At 69.1% G+C, this 16,510-nt stretch carries 11 protein-coding genes; 4 read left to right on the plus strand and 7 right to left on the minus strand.

The features are described 5' to 3' along the window. The first annotated feature begins 67 nt into the window (after nt 1-67). From ACWC97_RS06615 to ACWC97_RS06630, 4 genes are all read left to right on the plus strand, one after another. Nucleotides 68-1,849 (plus strand): ABC transporter substrate-binding protein, encoded by a 1,782-nt coding sequence (locus ACWC97_RS06615; protein ID WP_450647807.1) that lies wholly within the window; start codon nt 68-70, stop codon nt 1,847-1,849. Between the two features lie 87 nt (nt 1,850-1,936). Then, entirely contained in the window at nt 1,937-2,917 is a 981-nt protein-coding gene (locus tag ACWC97_RS06620) for an ABC transporter permease (protein ID WP_450647809.1), read from the plus strand. Between the two features lie 11 nt (nt 2,918-2,928). Then, complete coding sequence (locus ACWC97_RS06625; RefSeq protein ID WP_352273305.1) at nt 2,929-3,954, plus strand: ABC transporter ATP-binding protein; 1,026 nt, start codon at nt 2,929-2,931, stop codon at nt 3,952-3,954. Nucleotides 3,955-3,980: 26 nt separating this feature from the next. Continuing rightward, complete coding sequence (locus ACWC97_RS06630; RefSeq protein ID WP_352273306.1) at nt 3,981-5,057, plus strand: ABC transporter ATP-binding protein; 1,077 nt, start codon at nt 3,981-3,983, stop codon at nt 5,055-5,057. Nucleotides 5,058-5,235: 178 nt separating this feature from the next. On the opposite strand, the gene ACWC97_RS06635 is transcribed toward ACWC97_RS06630, so the two are convergent. The 7 genes from ACWC97_RS06635 to ACWC97_RS06665 all read right to left on the minus strand — a co-directional run bounded on the left by ACWC97_RS06635 (nt 5,236) and on the right by ACWC97_RS06665 (nt 16,347). Further along, nucleotides 5,236-6,387: an ABC transporter ATP-binding protein gene (locus ACWC97_RS06635; protein WP_352273307.1), complete on the minus strand. Its 1,152-nt coding sequence runs from the start codon at nt 6,385-6,387 to the stop codon at nt 5,236-5,238. After that, entirely contained in the window at nt 6,380-7,438 is a 1,059-nt protein-coding gene (locus ACWC97_RS06640) for an ABC transporter ATP-binding protein (RefSeq protein WP_352273308.1), read from the minus strand. Before ACWC97_RS06640 ends, ACWC97_RS06635 begins: the two co-directional genes overlap by 8 nt. A 14-nt stretch (nt 7,439-7,452) precedes the next feature. Further along, a complete protein-coding gene (locus tag ACWC97_RS06645) occupies nt 7,453-8,397 on the minus strand; it encodes an ABC transporter permease (RefSeq protein WP_352273309.1) in 945 nt (314 codons plus the stop codon). Then, nucleotides 8,390-9,316: an ABC transporter permease gene (locus ACWC97_RS06650; protein WP_352273310.1), complete on the minus strand. Its 927-nt coding sequence runs from the start codon at nt 9,314-9,316 to the stop codon at nt 8,390-8,392. Before ACWC97_RS06650 ends, ACWC97_RS06645 begins: the two co-directional genes overlap by 8 nt. A gap of 151 nt (nt 9,317-9,467) precedes the next feature. After that, entirely contained in the window at nt 9,468-11,111 is a 1,644-nt protein-coding gene (locus ACWC97_RS06655) for a peptide ABC transporter substrate-binding protein (protein ID WP_352273311.1), read from the minus strand. Between the two features lie 524 nt (nt 11,112-11,635). Continuing rightward, a complete protein-coding gene (gene typA, locus ACWC97_RS06660) occupies nt 11,636-13,540 on the minus strand; it encodes a translational GTPase TypA (RefSeq protein ID WP_352273312.1) in 1,905 nt (634 codons plus the stop codon). 560 nt (nt 13,541-14,100) lie between these two features. Next, nucleotides 14,101-16,347, minus strand: a complete 2,247-nt coding sequence (locus tag ACWC97_RS06665; protein ID WP_450647813.1) for an ABC transporter family substrate-binding protein — start codon at nt 16,345-16,347, stop codon at nt 14,101-14,103. Nucleotides 16,348-16,510 lie beyond the last annotated feature (163 nt).

The raw sequence follows: 16,510 nt of genomic DNA on the forward strand, positions 1-16,510 counted from the left end.
CACTTCCTCCGGCGGGCGACGGGGCTCGCCGGATTGATCGTTTCTCCATCGACCAGAGCAGGAAGCCATGTCCCTTTCCCGCAGAAACTTCGTCATCGCCACGTCGGTCGCGGCCGGCGGATCGATGCTCCTTTCCGCGTGCAGCAGCGGCAGCACGGCCAAGAAGGGCGGCGGTGCCGGACACGGCGGTGCCGACAAGTACACCGGCTCGGTCGTCGTCGGCACGAAGGCCGACTCCACCGGTCCCGCCCCCGAGATCCCGGGTGCCAAGAAGGGCGGCACGATCAACGGCCTCGCGCCGAGCGACTTCTCGCACCTGGACCCGCAGCGGATCTACTACTCCTGGAACTCCCAGTTCGGTGACCTCGTCATCCGCTGCCTGACCGGCTACAAGATCGCCGCGGACGGCTCGATGAAGCTCGTCGGCGACCTCGCCACCGACGCGGGCACCATGTCCGACGACGGCAAGACCTGGACCTTCACCCTGAAGGACGGTCTGAAGTGGGAGGACGGCAAGGAGCTCACCGTCGAGGACGTGCGCCACGGCATCGAGCGCGGCTTCGCCAGCTTCACCACCGAGGGCGCCGGCTACGTCCAGGGCGCGCTGACGGGCACCTCCAGCTTCCGCTCGAAGTACAAGGGCCCGTTCAGCGGCAAGCACCTCGACTCGGTGGTCACCGACGCCAAGGCCAAGACGATCACCTTCAAGCTGGCCGAGGCCCGCCCGGACCTCAACTTCACGCTGGCGATGACCTCCTACGGCGCCGTCCCGGTCAAGGGCGACACCAAGGAGAAGTACGACAAGGACCCGGTGAGCTGCGGTCCGTACCGGATCAAGACGCACTCCATCGACAAGTCGATGACGCTGGTCCGCAACCCGCACTGGGACCCCAACACGGACTCGATCCGCAACGCGTACCCGGACAGCTTCACCTACGAGTTCGGCCCCGAGTCGCTCCAGGCCGCCGACCGCCTGATCGCCAACAACGGCGACGACCAGTACGCGTACATGGCCTACAGCGGTGTCCCGGCCGAGCGCATCCAGAAGGTCCTCACCGACCCGGAGCTGAAGAAGCGGACCTTCAACGGCCTGCTGAGCGGCATCTACTACTACGCCATCAACACCACGCGGATCACCGACCTGAAGGTCCGCCAGGCCCTGATCCACGCCTGGCCGCTGGAGCAGATCCGCAAGATCTACGGTGGCCCGTCGGCCGGTGACTACGCCTCCTCCATCCTCAGCCCCGACATCGTCGGCTACGCCAAGGACGACGTCTACGGCAAGCTGAAGAAGCCGCAGGGCGACCCGGAGGCGGCGAAGAAGCTGCTGAAGGAGGCCGGCAAGGAGGGCCAGAAGATCGTCTACGCCTTCCCGGTCGGCAACACGTACAACAAGACCAAGGTCGTCATCGAGAACGCCCTCAAGGCGGCCGGCTTCGACCCGGTCATCAAGCCGCTGGACGCCACCAGCTACTACGACCAGATCCAGCAGATCGACAACAAGTTCGACGTGATGTGGTTCGGCTGGGCCCCGGACTGGCCGACCGGCTACACCCTGATGCAGCCGCTGTTCGACGGCGGCACGGTCGCCAACGGCGGGAACAACATCTCCCAGCTGAAGGTCGACTGGGTCGACGCGGCGATCAAGAAGAACGTCGCGATCGCCGACCCGAACGAGGCCGGCAAGGCCTGGGCCGCGCTGGACAAGCGGATCATGACGGAGGAGGCGCCGATCATCCCCGAGACGTACCAGCGCCGTTTCTACCTCTACGGCGAGAAGATCGGCGGGGCGATGTTCCACCCGCTGTACTCCTCGGCCGTCAGCTACAAGCTGTACGTGAAGGCCTGACGCCGACACTCCCGGGGCGGGGCGCCCGCGTGGCGCCCCGCCCGCTCCACTCCCCCTCGTCGGCGCCTGCCAGGGAAACCCATCGCCATGTTCCGCTTCCTCATCCGCCGGGCTATCGGCGCACTGGTCATCCTGCTGATCATCAGTGTCATCACATTCGTCCTCTTCTACGTCGCGCCCCGCGATCCGGCCCGCGTGGCCTGTGGCAAGGTGTGCACACCCGAGACACTGGCACTGGTCAGGCACAACCTCGGCATCGCCGATCCGCTGCCGGTGCAGTACTGGCACTGGCTCCAGGGCGTGTTCGTCGGCCGGGACTACAGCTCCTTCGGCCACTGCCCGGCCCCGTGCCTGGGCTACTCCTTCACCAACCGTGAGCCGGTCGTCGGCACCATCATCGACCGCCTCCCCACGACGCTCTCCCTCTCCGTCGGCAGCGCGTTCGTCTTCGTGATCTTCGGCGTGGGCACCGGCATGCTCGCCGCGGTCAAGCAGGGCAAGTGGCTGGACAAGATCGCGTCCTCGGCCTCGCTGGTCGGCTCGTCGATGCAGATCTACTTCGTCGGCGTCATCGCGATGTACTACCTCGCGGACCAGTGGCACCTCATGAGCCGCCCCAAGGAGGTCCCGCTCAGCGAGGACCCGGCCGGCTGGTTCACCGGGCTGCTGCTGCCCTGGCTGGTGCTGGCGCTGATCTTCACCGCCAACTACACCCGTATGACCCGCTCCCAACTGGTGGAGACGCTGAGCGAGGACTACGTGCGCACCGCGCGCGCCAAGGGCCTCTCCCGCCGGACGGTGTTCTTCAAGTTCGCCTGGCGCGGCGCCATGGGCCCGATCGTCACCATCTTCGGCCTCGACATCGGCGTCCTGCTCGGCGGCGCGATCATCACCGAGAAGACCTTCGGTCTGCACGGGATCGGCGCCCTCTCGATCAAGGCCGTCTACGACAACGACCTTCCGATGATCCTCGGCGTGGTCCTGGTCGCGGCAGCGGCGATCGTCGTCTTCAACATCATCGTCGACGCCGTCTACGCCCTCATCGACCCGCGCGTCCGCCTCGCCTAGGGAGAGATCCAATGAGCACCCCCTTCCTCTCCGTACGCGATCTGCGCGTGCACTTCTCCACCGAGGACGGCATGGTCAAGGCCGTCGACGGCCTCTCCTTCGACGTCGAGAAGGGCAGGACCCTCGGCATCGTCGGCGAGTCCGGCTCCGGCAAGTCGGTGACCAACCTGACCATCCTCGGCCTGCACCACCCCGACCACACCGAGATCGAGGGCGAGATCCTGCTCGACGGGCAGGACCTGCTCAGCGCCTCCGAGCGGGAGCTGGAGCGGCTGCGCGGCAACAAGATGGCGATGATCTTCCAGGACGCCCTGGCCTCGCTGTCGCCGTACCACACCATCGGCCGACAGATCGGCGAGACGTACCGCAAGCACACCGGCGCCTCCAAGAAGGAGGCCCGGGCGCGGGCCGTCGAGATGCTGACCAAGGTCGGCATCCCCCAGCCCGACCTGCGGGTGGACGACTACCCGCACCAGTTCTCCGGCGGCATGCGCCAGCGCGCGATGATCGCCATGGCGCTGGTCTGCGACCCGGCGCTGCTGATCGCGGACGAGCCGACGACCGCGCTGGACGTCACCGTGCAGGCCCAGATCATCGACCTGCTCAAGGACCTCCAACAGGAGACCGGCACGTCGATCATCTTCATCACCCACGACCTCGGCGTCATCGCCGACGTCGCCGACGACGTGCTGGTGATGTACGGCGGCCGCTGCGTGGAGCGCGGTACGAAGAAGGAGGTGCTGCGCGCCCCGCAGCACCCGTACACCCTGGGTCTGCTGAGCTCGATGCCGAGTCTCAACGGCCCGGTCGACGTACCGCTGTCGCCGATCCCCGGCACCCCGCCGAGCCTCCTCAACCCGCCGAGCGGCTGCCGCTTCCACCCCCGGTGCTCCTTCACCGAGCAGGTGGGCGGCGGGCGCTGCGCGAGCGAGCAGCCGTCGCTGGAGATCACCGCCGGGCGCGGCTCCGCCTGCCATCTCACCGCCGAGCAGCGTGCCGAGTTCTTCGCGGACTTCACCGGCACCCGAGCCAACTGACGTACAAGAGACGGGACTTCCCCACCATGAGCAGCACAGATCCCCTCCTGGACGTCTCCGGACTCACCAAGCACTTCCCGATCAAGGCCGGTTTCCCGATCCGGCGGACGGTCGGGGCGGTGCAGGCGGTCGACGGACTGGACTTCACCGTCGCCGAGGGCGAGAGCCTGGGCCTGGTCGGCGAGTCCGGCTGCGGCAAGTCGACCACGGGCCGGCTGATCACCCGGCTCCTGGAGCCGACGGCCGGCCGGATCTCCTACCGCGGGCAGGACATCACGCACGCCTCGCGCAAGGAGCTGGCCCCGGTCCGCTCCGAGATCCAGATGATCTTCCAGGACCCGTACGCCTCGCTGAACCCGCGGCAGACGGTCGGCAAGATCATCACGGCTCCGATGGAGATCAACGGCATCGAGCCGGCGGGCGGCCGCGAGGCGCGCGTGCGGGAGCTGCTGGAGATCGTCGGGCTCAACCCGGAGCACTACAACCGCTTCCCGCACGAGTTCTCCGGCGGCCAGCGCCAGCGCATCGGGGTGGCCCGCGCGCTCGCCCTGGAGCCGAAGCTGATCGTGGCGGACGAGCCGGTCTCGGCTCTGGACGTGTCGATCCAGGCGCAGGTGGTCAACCTGCTCCAGAAGCTCCAGAAGGAGCTCGGGATCGCCTTCCTGTTCATCGCCCACGACCTGGCGGTCGTACGGCACTTCTCGCAGCGCGTCGCGGTGATGTACCTCGGCCGGATCGTGGAGATCGCCGACCGCGAGGACCTGTACGGCAACCCGCGCCACCCGTACACCCGTGCGCTGCTCTCGGCCGTGCCGGAGGCCTCCGCCGACGACACCCCGGCCCAGGAGCGGATCCGGCTCGTCGGCGACGTCCCCTCCCCCGTCAACCCGCCGTCCGGCTGCCGCTTCCGCACCCGCTGCTGGAAGGCGACGGACAAGTGCGCCACCGAGGCTCCGCCGCTGGTGCGGATCGAGGGCAGCCGTGAGGGCCACCTGACGGCCTGCCACTACCCGGAGGACACCCGGACCACCGGGTCCGTCCCCAAGGCCCGCGAAGCCGCCTCCGGGCCCGCCTCCGGGTCCGGGTCCGACGAGAAGGCCTGACGCTCCCGGTGGGCCCGGGGCCAGGACCCGACCGGTCCGGCCCCGGGCCCGCCGGCCCCGAGGAACCGGGCGCGGGCGCCCCTGACCCGAGCCACCCGCGTACCCGGTCCCGATGGAGAAGAGAGAAGCGCCCGGAACCGATCGGTTCCGGGCGCTTCGGTGTGCTGCGGGCGCGTGGCTACGAGGCGGCGCCCACGACGTCGCGCTCCTCGGCGAAGTGGCAGGCCGACTCGTGCGCCGCGGGGGTGTCGGAGCCCTTGAAGCGCTCGGGAACGGCCAGCAGCGGCAGTTCCGTGGAGCACTTGTCCTGGGCCTTCCAGCACCGGGTGCGGAAGCGGCAGCCGGACGGCGGGTTCGCCGGCGAGGGGACGTCACCGGTGAGGATGATCCGCTCGCCGCGCTCACGGGCCTCGGGGTCCGGGACCGGGACCGCCGACAGCAGCGCCTGGGTATAGGGGTGCGTCGGGTGGTCGTAGATCTCGGTGTCCGTGCCGATCTCGGCCATCTTGCCGAGGTACATCACGCCGACCCGGTCGGAGATGTGCCGGACGATCGACAGGTCGTGCGCGATGAAGACGTAGGACAGGTTGAACTCGTCCTGGAGCTTCTCCATCAGGTTGATGACCTGCGCCTGCACCGACACGTCGAGCGCGGAGACCGGCTCGTCGCAGATGATGATCTCCGGGTTGAGCGCGAGGCCGCGGGCGATGCCGATGCGCTGGCGCTGGCCGCCGGAGAACTGGTGCGGGTAGCGGTTGATGTACTCCGGGTTGAGGCCGACGACGTCCAGGAGCTCCTGGACCTTGGCCCGCCGGTCGCCCTTGGGGGCCACCTCGGGGTGGATGTCGAAGGGCTCGCCGATGATGTCGCCGACCGTCATGCGCGGGTTCAGCGAGGTGTACGGGTCCTGGAACACCATCTGGATGTTCCGGCGGACCGCCTTCAGCGCGCGGCCGGACAGCTTGGTGATGTCCTGGCCCTTGTAGAAGACCTCGCCCGCGGTGGCGGTCTCCAGCGTCATCAGCAGCTTGGCGACGGTGGACTTGCCACAGCCGGACTCACCGACGATGCCGAGGGTCTCGCCCTGGTAGAGGTCGAAGGAGACCCCGTCCACGGCCTTGACCGCACCGACCTGGCGCTTGAACAGGATGCCCTGGCTCAGCGGGAAGTGCTTGACCAGATTGCGCACCTGGAGGATCGGCTCGCCGCGCTCCACCGGCGCCTCGATCGCGGCGACCGCCGCCGTGTCGTCGGTGGCGTCCACCGCGACGACCTCGGTGACGTTCGGGGTGGCGTCCATGGAACCGTCCGTCTTGTCGTTCTCAGCCATGGATCGTCTCCTTCCAGAAGTGGCACGCGCTGCCGCGGCCGGGCAGCTCGGAGCCGTCCTGCTCGGTCACCGTGACCAGCTTGGGGATCTCCGTGCGGCAGACGTCCTCCGCCTTGGGGCAGCGCGGGTTGAAGGCGCAGCCCGAGGGGATCTTGAGCAGGTTGGGCGGCAGGCCCTTGATCGCGTAGAGCTCCTGGCCCTTCTGGTCCAGCCGCGGGATCGAGTCGAGCAGGCCGCGGGTGTACGGGTGCGCGGGGCGCTTGTACAGCTCGTGCACCGGCGCGGTCTCGACGATCCGGCCCGCGTACATGACCGCGATCTTGTCCGCGACGTCGGCGACGACGCCGAGGTCGTGGGTGATCAGGATCAGGCCCATGTTGAACTCCGTCTGGAGCTCCTTGAGCAGGTCCATGACCTGGGCCTGGACCGTCACGTCGAGCGCGGTGGTCGGCTCGTCCGCGATGATCAGGTCCGGCTCCAGCGCCAGCGCCATGGCGATCATGATGCGCTGGCGCATACCGCCGGAGAACTGGTGCGGGTAGTCGTTGACCCGCTGCGTGGCGGCGGGGATCTTGACCCGGTCCATCAGCTCGATGGCCTTGGCCTTGGCCTCCTTGCGGGAGAGCCCCTGGTGGACCCGGAACATCTCGCCGAGCTGGTAGCCGACCGAGAGCACGGGGTTCAGCGAGGAGAGCGCGTCCTGGAAGATCATGGCGATCTTCTGGCCGCGGATCTTCCGCCGCTCCTCGTTGCTCATGGTCAGCATGTCCTGACCGCGGTAGAGGATCTGGCCCTGCGGGATCTTCCCGGGCGGCATGTCGAGGATGCCCATGATCGCCTGGGCGGTCACGGACTTGCCGGAGCCGGACTCGCCGAGCACGGCGAGGGTCTCCCCGGAGTCCACCTTGTAGTTCACACCGTTGACGGCCTTGGCGACGCCGTCACGGGTGTGGAACTCCACGTGGAGGTCACGCACTTCGAGGAGCGGTGCGCTGTCCGACGCCCCGGAGCGGGGCGCCGGGCTGTCTGCTGTCTTGTCCATGATGGTCACGTCGTACGCCCTCCTCAGCGCAGCTTCGGGTCGAGGGCGTCGCGGACCGCGTCGCCGAGCATGATGAACGCGAAGACCGTGAGGCTGAGCATTCCGGCGGGGAACAGCAGCGCGTGCGGGTTGTCGCGGATGGCCTGGCTGCCCTCGGCGATGTCGATGCCCCACGAGATCGTCGGGTCGGCGAGGCCGAGCCCGAGGAACGAGAGCGTCGCCTCGGCCGAGATGTAGCCGCCGAGCGCGATGGTGGCCACGACGATGGTCGGGGCGAGCGCGTTCGGCAGGACGTGGCGGAAGAGGATGCGCGGGGTGCCGGCGCCGAGGGCGCGGGCGGCCGTCACGTAGTCCGCCTGCTTGGCGGTGATGACGGAGGAGCGCATCACTCGGCAGATCGAGGTCCAGCCCAGGAAGGCGAGGGCCAGGATCACCACGTAGACCTTGCGGTCGGTGAAGGCGTTCAGGACGACCATCGCACCGAGCAGGAACGGGATGCCGAAGAAGATGTCGGTGATCCGGGAGATGATCGAGTCGAGCCAGCCGCCGAAGTAGCCGGCGAGCATGCCGAGCAGACCGCCGACCAGGGTGACGGCGGCGGTGACGCCGACGCCGACCAGGATCGAGGCGCGGGTGCCGTAGATGACACGGGCGTAGATCGAGCGGCCCTGACCGTCGTAGCCGAACCAGTCGGGCTTGAAGAAGTGCCCCAGCTCCGGCTTGGTCAGGAAGTGGTTGGTCAGGTCGCCGTCGCGCGGGTCCGCACCGGTGAACAGACCGGGGAACGCCGCGATGACCAGCAGCACGACCAGCAGGATCGAGGAGATCCAGAACATCGGACGGTGACGCAGGTCGAACCAGGCGTCGCCCCAGAGACTGCGCGGCTTGTCCTGCTTCTTGGCGTCGGCCGCGGGCGCCGCGGTGGCCTCGGCCACCGCTTCGGTCTGGGTCTTGGTCGCGTCAGGCATACCGGATCCTCGGGTCCAGGACCGCGTACAGCAGGTCGACAAGCAGGTTGATCACAAGGATGACGAGGACGAAGACCGTGACGACGCCGACGATCGTGGAGCCCTCGCGCTGCTGCAGCGCCTTGAAGAGCAGGTTTCCGACACCCTGGACGTTGAAGATGCCCTCGGTGACGACCGCGCCGCCGATGAAGCCGCCGACGTCGGTACCCAGGAAGGTGACGACGGGGATCAGCGAGTTGCGCAGCAGGTGGACACCGACGATGCGGCGCCGCGGCAGGCCCTTGGCCATGGCGGTGCGCATGTAGTCGGCGCGCAGGTTCTCCGCGAAGGTGGTGCGGGTCAGCCGTGCCACGTACGCCATGGAGAGCATGGCGAGCACGAAGCCCGGCAGGAACAACTGCGCGTAGTCCGTCGAGTCCTGGACGTTCGGTGCCACCCAGCCGAGCTGGTCCGCGAGGACGAAGCGGGCGAGGAAGCCGAGCACGAACACCGGGATCGAGATGACGATCAGGGTGAAGATCAGCACGCCGGTGTCGGCGGCCTTGCCGGCCCGCAGACCGGCCCAGGCGCCGAGCCCGATGCCGACGATGATCTCGATGATCATGGCTACGGCGGTCAGCCGCAGGGTCACCGGGAAGGACTCGGACATCTCGTCGATGACCTGGCGACCACCGAAGGTCTTGCCGAAGTCGCCCTGGAAGAGATTGCCCATGTAGTCGACGTACTGCTTCCACAGGGGCTGGTCGAGTCCGAACTCATGGCGCAGCGACGCGACCTGTGCGGGGTCTGCCGCCTTGTCTCCCCACATCGCCCGGATGGGGTCACCGGGAAGGATGTGGACCATGAGGAAAATAATCAGAGTGGTCCCGATGAAAACCGGGATCATCTGGAGCAGTCGCCTTGCGACGTAACGCCCCATCATGCCTCCATGCCGTGAGGGGTCGGCGATGGCCTACTCAGAGTTGTCTCCGCCGCGGGGTGTGGGGGAGAAGCCCCGGGGCCGACGCCTACGGGCCGGCCCGTCGCTCCTCCGATGAGGAGCGACGGAACCGGCCGTCGGATCCCGAAAGTTACTTCTTGGCCTTCACCTGGACGTCGGTGAAGATGGGGTCGCCGTCCTGGCCGTAAACGATCTTGCCGAAGACGTTGGTCGACTGGCCCGAGTTGACCTTGTAGAACCACAGCGGGATGGCCGGCATGTCGTTCTTCAGGAGCTGCTCGGCCTCCTGGTACATCTTCACGGTGTCGTCGAGCGTCTTGGCCTTGTCGGCGTCCGAGGCGAGCTTGTCGAACTCCTTGTTGGAGTAGCCCGACGTGTTGCCCGCGGCGGTCGTGCCGTACAGGTCACGCATGAAGTTCGAGTTGACGGGGTAGTCGAGCACCCAGCCACCGCGGTACATGGACTTGACCTGCTTGTTGTCACGCGCGTTCAGGTCGGCCTGGAAGTCCGGCTTGGAGTCGCCGACGCACTCGACACCGGTGGCCTTGCGGATGCTGTTGCAGACCGCGTCGACCCACGGCTTGTGGGACTGGTCGGCGTTGAACTGGATCGAGATCTTGTTGCCGGGGACGCCGCCGCCCTCTTCGATCATCTTCTTGGCCTTGGCCGGGTCGTACTTCACGACGTCGCCGAGGGCGCCCGGCTTGTAGCCGAGCACGCCGCGGGCGACGAAGGAGTCGGCCGGGGTGCGGGTGCCGTGGAGGACGGTCTTCGTGATCGTGTCACGGTCGATCGCCATCGACAGACCCTGGATGACCTTGGGGTCGATGTCCTTGAACTGCTTGGTGTAGAACGCCGGGACGATCGACTGCACCGCGGAGTACTCGGCGTCGATGGCGCGGTCGCCGAGGTCCTGCTTGTAGCTGGTCAGCGCGGTCGTCGGGACCTGCTCGATCCAGTCGAGGTTGTTCGACCGGAGGTCCGAGTAGGCGGCGTCGGCGGTGGTGTAGTTCTTGAAGTCGATGCCACCGTTCTTGGCCTTGTTCGGGCCCTGGTAGTCGTCGAACTTGCGAACCTTGATCAGCTTCTTGTGGTCCCACGAGACGAACTTGTAGGGGCCGTTGCCGATCGGGTGCTGGCCGGCGGCGGCCGGGTCCTTGAAGAAGGACTCGGGCAGCGGCGCCCAGACGTCGTAACCGAGCTTGTACGCGAAGTACGAGACCGGGCCGGTCAGCGTGATGGTGAAGGTGTTCTCGTCGACGACCTTCAGACCGGACATCTTGTCCGACTTCGGGGAGCCCTTCTCCGGGTGGACGTCCTCGTAGCCCTTGATGTCCTGGAACCAGCTGGAGTTGGTCTGGTTGTTCTTGACGTTGGCCGACCAGTTCCAGGAGTCCACGTAGGACTTCGCGGTCACGGCGGTGCCGTCGTGGAACTTCCAGCCCGGCTTGAGCTTCACGGTCCAGACCGACGAGTCGGCGTTGGGCGTCACGGACTCGGCGTTGACGTTCACGAGCTTGCCGGTGCCGGGCTCGTAGTCGACCAGGCCGGAGAAGATGGTGCGCAGGACGCGGCTGCCCTGGCTCTCCTTGGCGTTGGCCGGCTGGAGCGGGTTCTGCGGCTCGCCGAGCTGGGCGGTCAGGATCCCGTTCGGGTCCGCCTTGCCCGAGTTCATGGCCTTGTCGCCACCGTCGTCGTTACCGCCACAGGCAGTCGCGGCCAGGGCGATGATGGCCGCACCCGCGACCCACTTGGCGCTCTTGGCACCACGCATGGGTTTCCTCCTCATGAGTCCACTTTTGACTACAAGAAGGGCACTGGAGTGATACACCGACACCCCTGACGGTGATCGTTCAGTGCCCCTAGTGTGCTCGTGAGTCGGCACTCCCCACAGTGCGTGACCCATTGACCCGAGCTCAATGGAGCCAACTATTAAGTACGACCGGGCCGTAAACCACACTTAAAGGGTCTCGTTTTAACAACATCACAGAAGAGCGATTGCCCGAAATCCGGACAAAGCGATCCCAGACAGACACGCTCGAAACGGACCGTTAACGCAGCTTTCGGAGAGCGACGATCGATATGCGGACGGATCGCCGGGGAAAACAACTGGACAGGGGCGTGTACCGCCTGCTTGACAGCACACCGCCAACAGTGCGCGGTTGCGGTCGCACATCCTTCTCCCCCGGTCCCCGCCCGACCATGCGCGCTACGGCATACGAAGGGGCCCGGCCTCCGTCAACCGACGGCGGGCCGGGCCCCGTTGACCGTGCGGGCGCTCCCGGCGCCCGCGACGGATCAGCGCTTGGCGCGCGACGCGGTGCGGCCGCGCTCCTTCTGGTCCAGGACGACCTTGCGGATACGCACGGCCTCCGGGGTCACCTCGACGCACTCGTCGTCGCGGCAGAACTCCAGGGACTGCTCCAGGGAGAGCTTGCGCGGCGGCACGATCGCCTCGAAGGAGTCGGCGGAGGAGGAGCGCATGTTGGTGAGCTTCTTCTCCTTGGTGATGTTCACGTCCATGTCGTCGGCGCGCGAGTTCTCACCGACGATCATGCCCTCGTAGACCTCGGTGCCCGGGTCGGTGAAGAGCACACCGCGCTCCTGGAGGTTGGTCATCGCGAAGGCGGTGACCGCACCGGAGCGGTCGGCGACCAGCGAACCGTTGTTGCGGGTCGTCAGCGTGCCGAACCACGGCTCGTGGCCCTCGTGGATCGAGTGGGCGATGCCCGTGCCGCGGGTCTGCGTCAGGAACTCGGTACGGAAGCCGATCAGGCCGCGGGAGGGCACGACGAACTCCATGCGGACCCAGCCGGAGCCGTGGTTCGACATGTTGTCCATCCGGCCCTTGCGGACGCCCATGAGCTGGGTGACGGCGCCCATGTGCTCCTCGGGCACGTCGACGGTCATGCGCTCGACCGGCTCGTACGTCTTGCCCTCGACCTCCTTGGTGACCACCTGCGGCTTGCCGATGGTCAGCTCGAAGCCCTCACGGCGCATCTGCTCGACCAGGATGGCCAGCGCCAGCTCGCCGCGGCCCTGCACCTCCCAGGCGTCGGGGCGCTCGGTGTCCAGGACGCGGAGCGAGACGTTGCCGATCAGCTCGCGGTCCAGGCGGTCCTTGACCTGGCGGGCGGTGACCTTGCGGTCCTTGACGACGGCCTTGGCGTCGGCGCCCTTGCCGGTGGCACCGCGGCCGACCAGCGGCGAGGTGTTGGTACCGATGGTCATGGAGATCGCGGGCTCGTCGACCGTGATCAGCGGCAGCGCCACCGGGTTCTCCGGGTCGGCCAGCGTCTCGCCGATCATGATGTCCGGGATACCGGCCACGGCGCAGATGTCACCGGGGCCCGCCACCTCGGCCGGCTTGCGGGTGAGCGCCTCGGTCATCATCAGCTCGGAGATGCGGACGTTGGACACGGTGCCGTCGCGCTTGATCCAGGCGACCGTCTGGCCCTTGCGCAGCTCGCCCTGCTCGACGCGGAGCAGCGCGATACGGCCGAGGAAGTTGTCGGCGTCGAGGTTGGTGACGTGGGCCTGGAGCGGCGCGTCGTCCTCGTACGTCGGGGCCGGGACGTGCTCCAGGATGGTGGTGAAGAACGGCTCCAGGTTGGTGGAGTCGGCCGGGACGGTGCCGTCCTCCGGCTTGGTGAGGGACGCGATGCCGTCACGGCCGCAGGCGTAGACGATCGGGAACTCGATCTGCTCCTCGTCGGCGTCCAGGTCGAGGAAGAGGTCGTAGGTCTCGTTGACGACCTCGTCGATCCGGGAGTCCGGGCGGTCCGTCTTGTTGATGCAGAGGATCACCGGCATCCGGGCCTGGAGGGCCTTGCGGAGCACGAAGCGGGTCTGCGGAAGCGGGCCCTCGGAGGCGTCCACGAGCAGCACGACCGCGTCGACCATCGACAGACCGCGCTCGACCTCGCCGCCGAAGTCGGCGTGGCCCGGGGTGTCGATGATGTTGATCGTGATGGGCGCACCGCCGTCCTTGGGGTGGTACTTCACCGCCGTGTTCTTGGCGAGGATCGTGATGCCCTTCTCACGCTCCAGGTCGTTCGAGTCCATGACGCGGTCGTCGACGGACTCCAGCTGGTGGGCGGCGAACGCCCCGGCCTGCTTGAGCATGGCATCGACGATGGTCGTCTTGCCGTGGTCGACGTGGGCAACAATGGCTACGTTACGGATGTCATGGCGCGTGGGCATGGGTGGCTTGCGCTTCTCTCGGATCGTGGGATCAGGCGTCTAAGTCGGTCTCGAGTCCTCGTACGCCCACCGGGCGGACACGCCACGGCTCGTCCCATGGTACGGGCCCGGGGCCCCAGCGGCTTCCCGGGCAAGGGCCGGGGGCTCCCCCGGGCCGGGGAACGGCCGCCCCGACCGGCGCGGACGCGGCGGGCGGATCGCCTCGTCGGCCGCACGTTCGCGCCCCCGTGGCCGGGTCTTCCGGCGGATTTCACCGGGGACGCGGCACGGGGGCGCGATGGGGGACGTGGGCCCGTCCCGGGACGGGCCCGGATTCTGCGCGGCTTCGGAGGTGGGGCTCCGGAGCGGATGTCTCCGGGAGACCGGGGTTTGGGGCCCCGGCGCGGTTCCTGGAGGTGGGGGGAGCGAGCGGCCGCCCGGGTCAACGGGCAAGGGACCCTGTCCATCGGGTGAGGGCCCCGGGCCGACCTTGCCCGCGGGGCAAGGCGGCGGGCAAGGGATTTGAGCCTTTTCTGAGGTTGCGGACGGCCGGCGTCCGCCCGGCTGACCTGGTGCTTCTTCTACTCGCTGCCGGCCTTGGCGGCCTGGGGCCGTTCGAAGCCGATGTCCTGGTAGCGGGGGGCGGCGAAGCCGAAGGCGCCGACGTTCACCAGCTTCCGGTCGACCGCGACCAGCTGCGGGCGCCGGTAGAGCGGGATGGACCCGGCGGCGGCCCAGATCCGGGCGTCGGCCTGCTTCATCAGCTCCCGGGCGGCGGACTCGTCGAGCTCGGCGACCGCCCGGTCGAAGAGCTGGTCGATGTGGTCGGTGCCGACGCGGGTGTAGTTCTGCTCGACCTGGAGCGAGCCGTCGGCGGCGGGCACCGGCTTGGCGAAGATCGGCCGGTCGTCGGTGGCCGGGTAGGCGGTCGCCGGCCAGGAGTACAGCGCGAGGTCGTAGTCACCGGCGGCGACATGGTCCCGGAAGTAGCTCTCGTCGGGGACCTTGACGATCTCCGTACGGATGCCGATCTCCTCCAGCATCGCCGAGATCCGGTCGCCCACCCCCCGCAACTGCTCCGAGCCGGGGCCGGACGGCAGGACGAAGCGCAGGCTCAGCGGCTTGCCGTCCTTGCCGAGCGGTCCGGGCCGGGGCCCCGTCGCCCGCGCGGGGGCCGCGGTGCCCGGCGGGGCGTACGCGCCGACCGCGCCGCCGGGCCGGTCGTCCCGGACGGGGGCGTCCCCGGCGGAGGCGGTGAGGGCGCCGGCCTGGCGCAGCAGGACGGCGCTGTGGAACGCGGCGGCGGGGGCGGTGGCCAGGACGTGCCCGACGCCGTCGAACGGTTCGCCGTCGCCGGGCTTGCCGTCGTCGGCCCCGTCCGTGCCGTCGTCGGTCCCGTCGCCGTCCGGGTCCGCCTCGGGTCCCTGCCGCCCGGCCTCGCTGCCCGCCTTGGTGCCGGCGTCCGGGTGGGCCGCGCCCTCCCGCGTCCAGCCCGCCTCGGCCAGCAGCGCCCGGGCCTGCCCGGTGTCCTGGTCGCCGAGCGCCCTGCTGCCGTCCTGGTAGCCGGGCTGGCCGGCCAGCGCCAGGTGGCTGCCGACCGGCCGGGCGGGCAGGCCGAGCGGGCGCAGCACGGTCTCCGCCAACTCCTGGCGGTCCAGGGCGCGGGCGACCGCCCGGCGCACCCGGTCGTCCGCCAGCGGCCCGGACTCGCCGTTCAGCGCGAGCTGGGTGTAGGCGGGCTCCAGCGACCTGCGCACCACGTAGCCGCTCAGCGTCTTCTGCTCGGCGGCGTACGCCTCGGCCTCCGCCCGCGCCTTCGCCCTGGCGGTCCGTTCGGCGGCGGCCGCCGCCGGGTCCGAGCCGTGGGCCACGGCCCAGGAGCGGAGGGCCGCCGCCGGGTCCGCCGCCGCGCCGGGGCCCATCGCGAGGGGCGGGCGGCCCTTCGCCCGGTCGCGGACGGCCCGGGTGATCCGGCGGTCCGCGGCGGCGTCGATGTCGGCCACGTCGACCCGGCCCTCGGCGAGCGCGGCGGCCCGGTCCCGGGGTGCGACGGCCCGGAAGACCAGCGCGTCCAGCTTGGGCCGGCTCCCCCACCAGCGGAGGTTGCGGGCGAGGGTGACCTCGCCCGCCTTCCTGTCGACGCCGCCCAGCCGGAAGGGCCCGGCGGTCTTCGGGAGCGTGGTGCGGGATCCGTCGTTGAAGGCGTCCGGGGAACCGGTCACCTCCTTCGGGTACAGCGGGGAGAAGAGCGAGCGCCAGTCCGCGTACGGCCGGTTGAAGGTGACCCGCACCTCAAGGTCGTCGGCGCCGCGCTCGATCCTGTCGATGCGGTCGTAGCCGGCGTTGCGGGCGGTCCAGAACGCGCTGTCGCGGCCGCTGAGCGCCCGCCACTGGGCGAGGAAGTCGGGGGCCCCGATCTGCCGGCCGTCGCTCCACACCGCCTGCTGGTTGAGGCGGTAGAGCACCACCTGGCGGGGCTCGCGCTCGATCACCTTCGCGGACTCCAGGTAGTCCGGATCGGGCTGCGGCTCGCCCCGGGCGTCCAGCGGGAAGAGCGTCGGCAGCAGGGCGCCGGTGATCCGGGCGGTGGTGGCGTCGGCGTCCGCCTGGAAGGCGTTGAGGGTGGTGGGCAGCGCGTCGACCGCCCAGTCGACCGTGCCGCCGTCGGCGATCCGGTTCCGGTCCACGACGGCGATGTCGGGACCGGCGGTGGAGCCGTCGCCGGAGTCGCAGCCGGCCAGCAGGGGGAAGGCCAGCACACCGGTGGTGAGAAGCGCGAGGGAGCGGCGCGTGCGGGCCGTCCCCCACGGGACGCCGAGGTGGGACATGGCTGGTTACCTCCGGGGCCGGCCCGGTCCGGCCCGCCCGTCAGCGGGGGGCCGGATGGGGCGCTCTTGGTGGCATTTGCAGATGATCACACTGATTGGTCCGTCTACTGAATGCGCCCGTGCCCGGGCGGCGGCGCAGACACGGCGCCGCCGCCCGCGAAGC

Source organism: Streptomyces sp. NPDC001108, assembly GCF_053598535.1.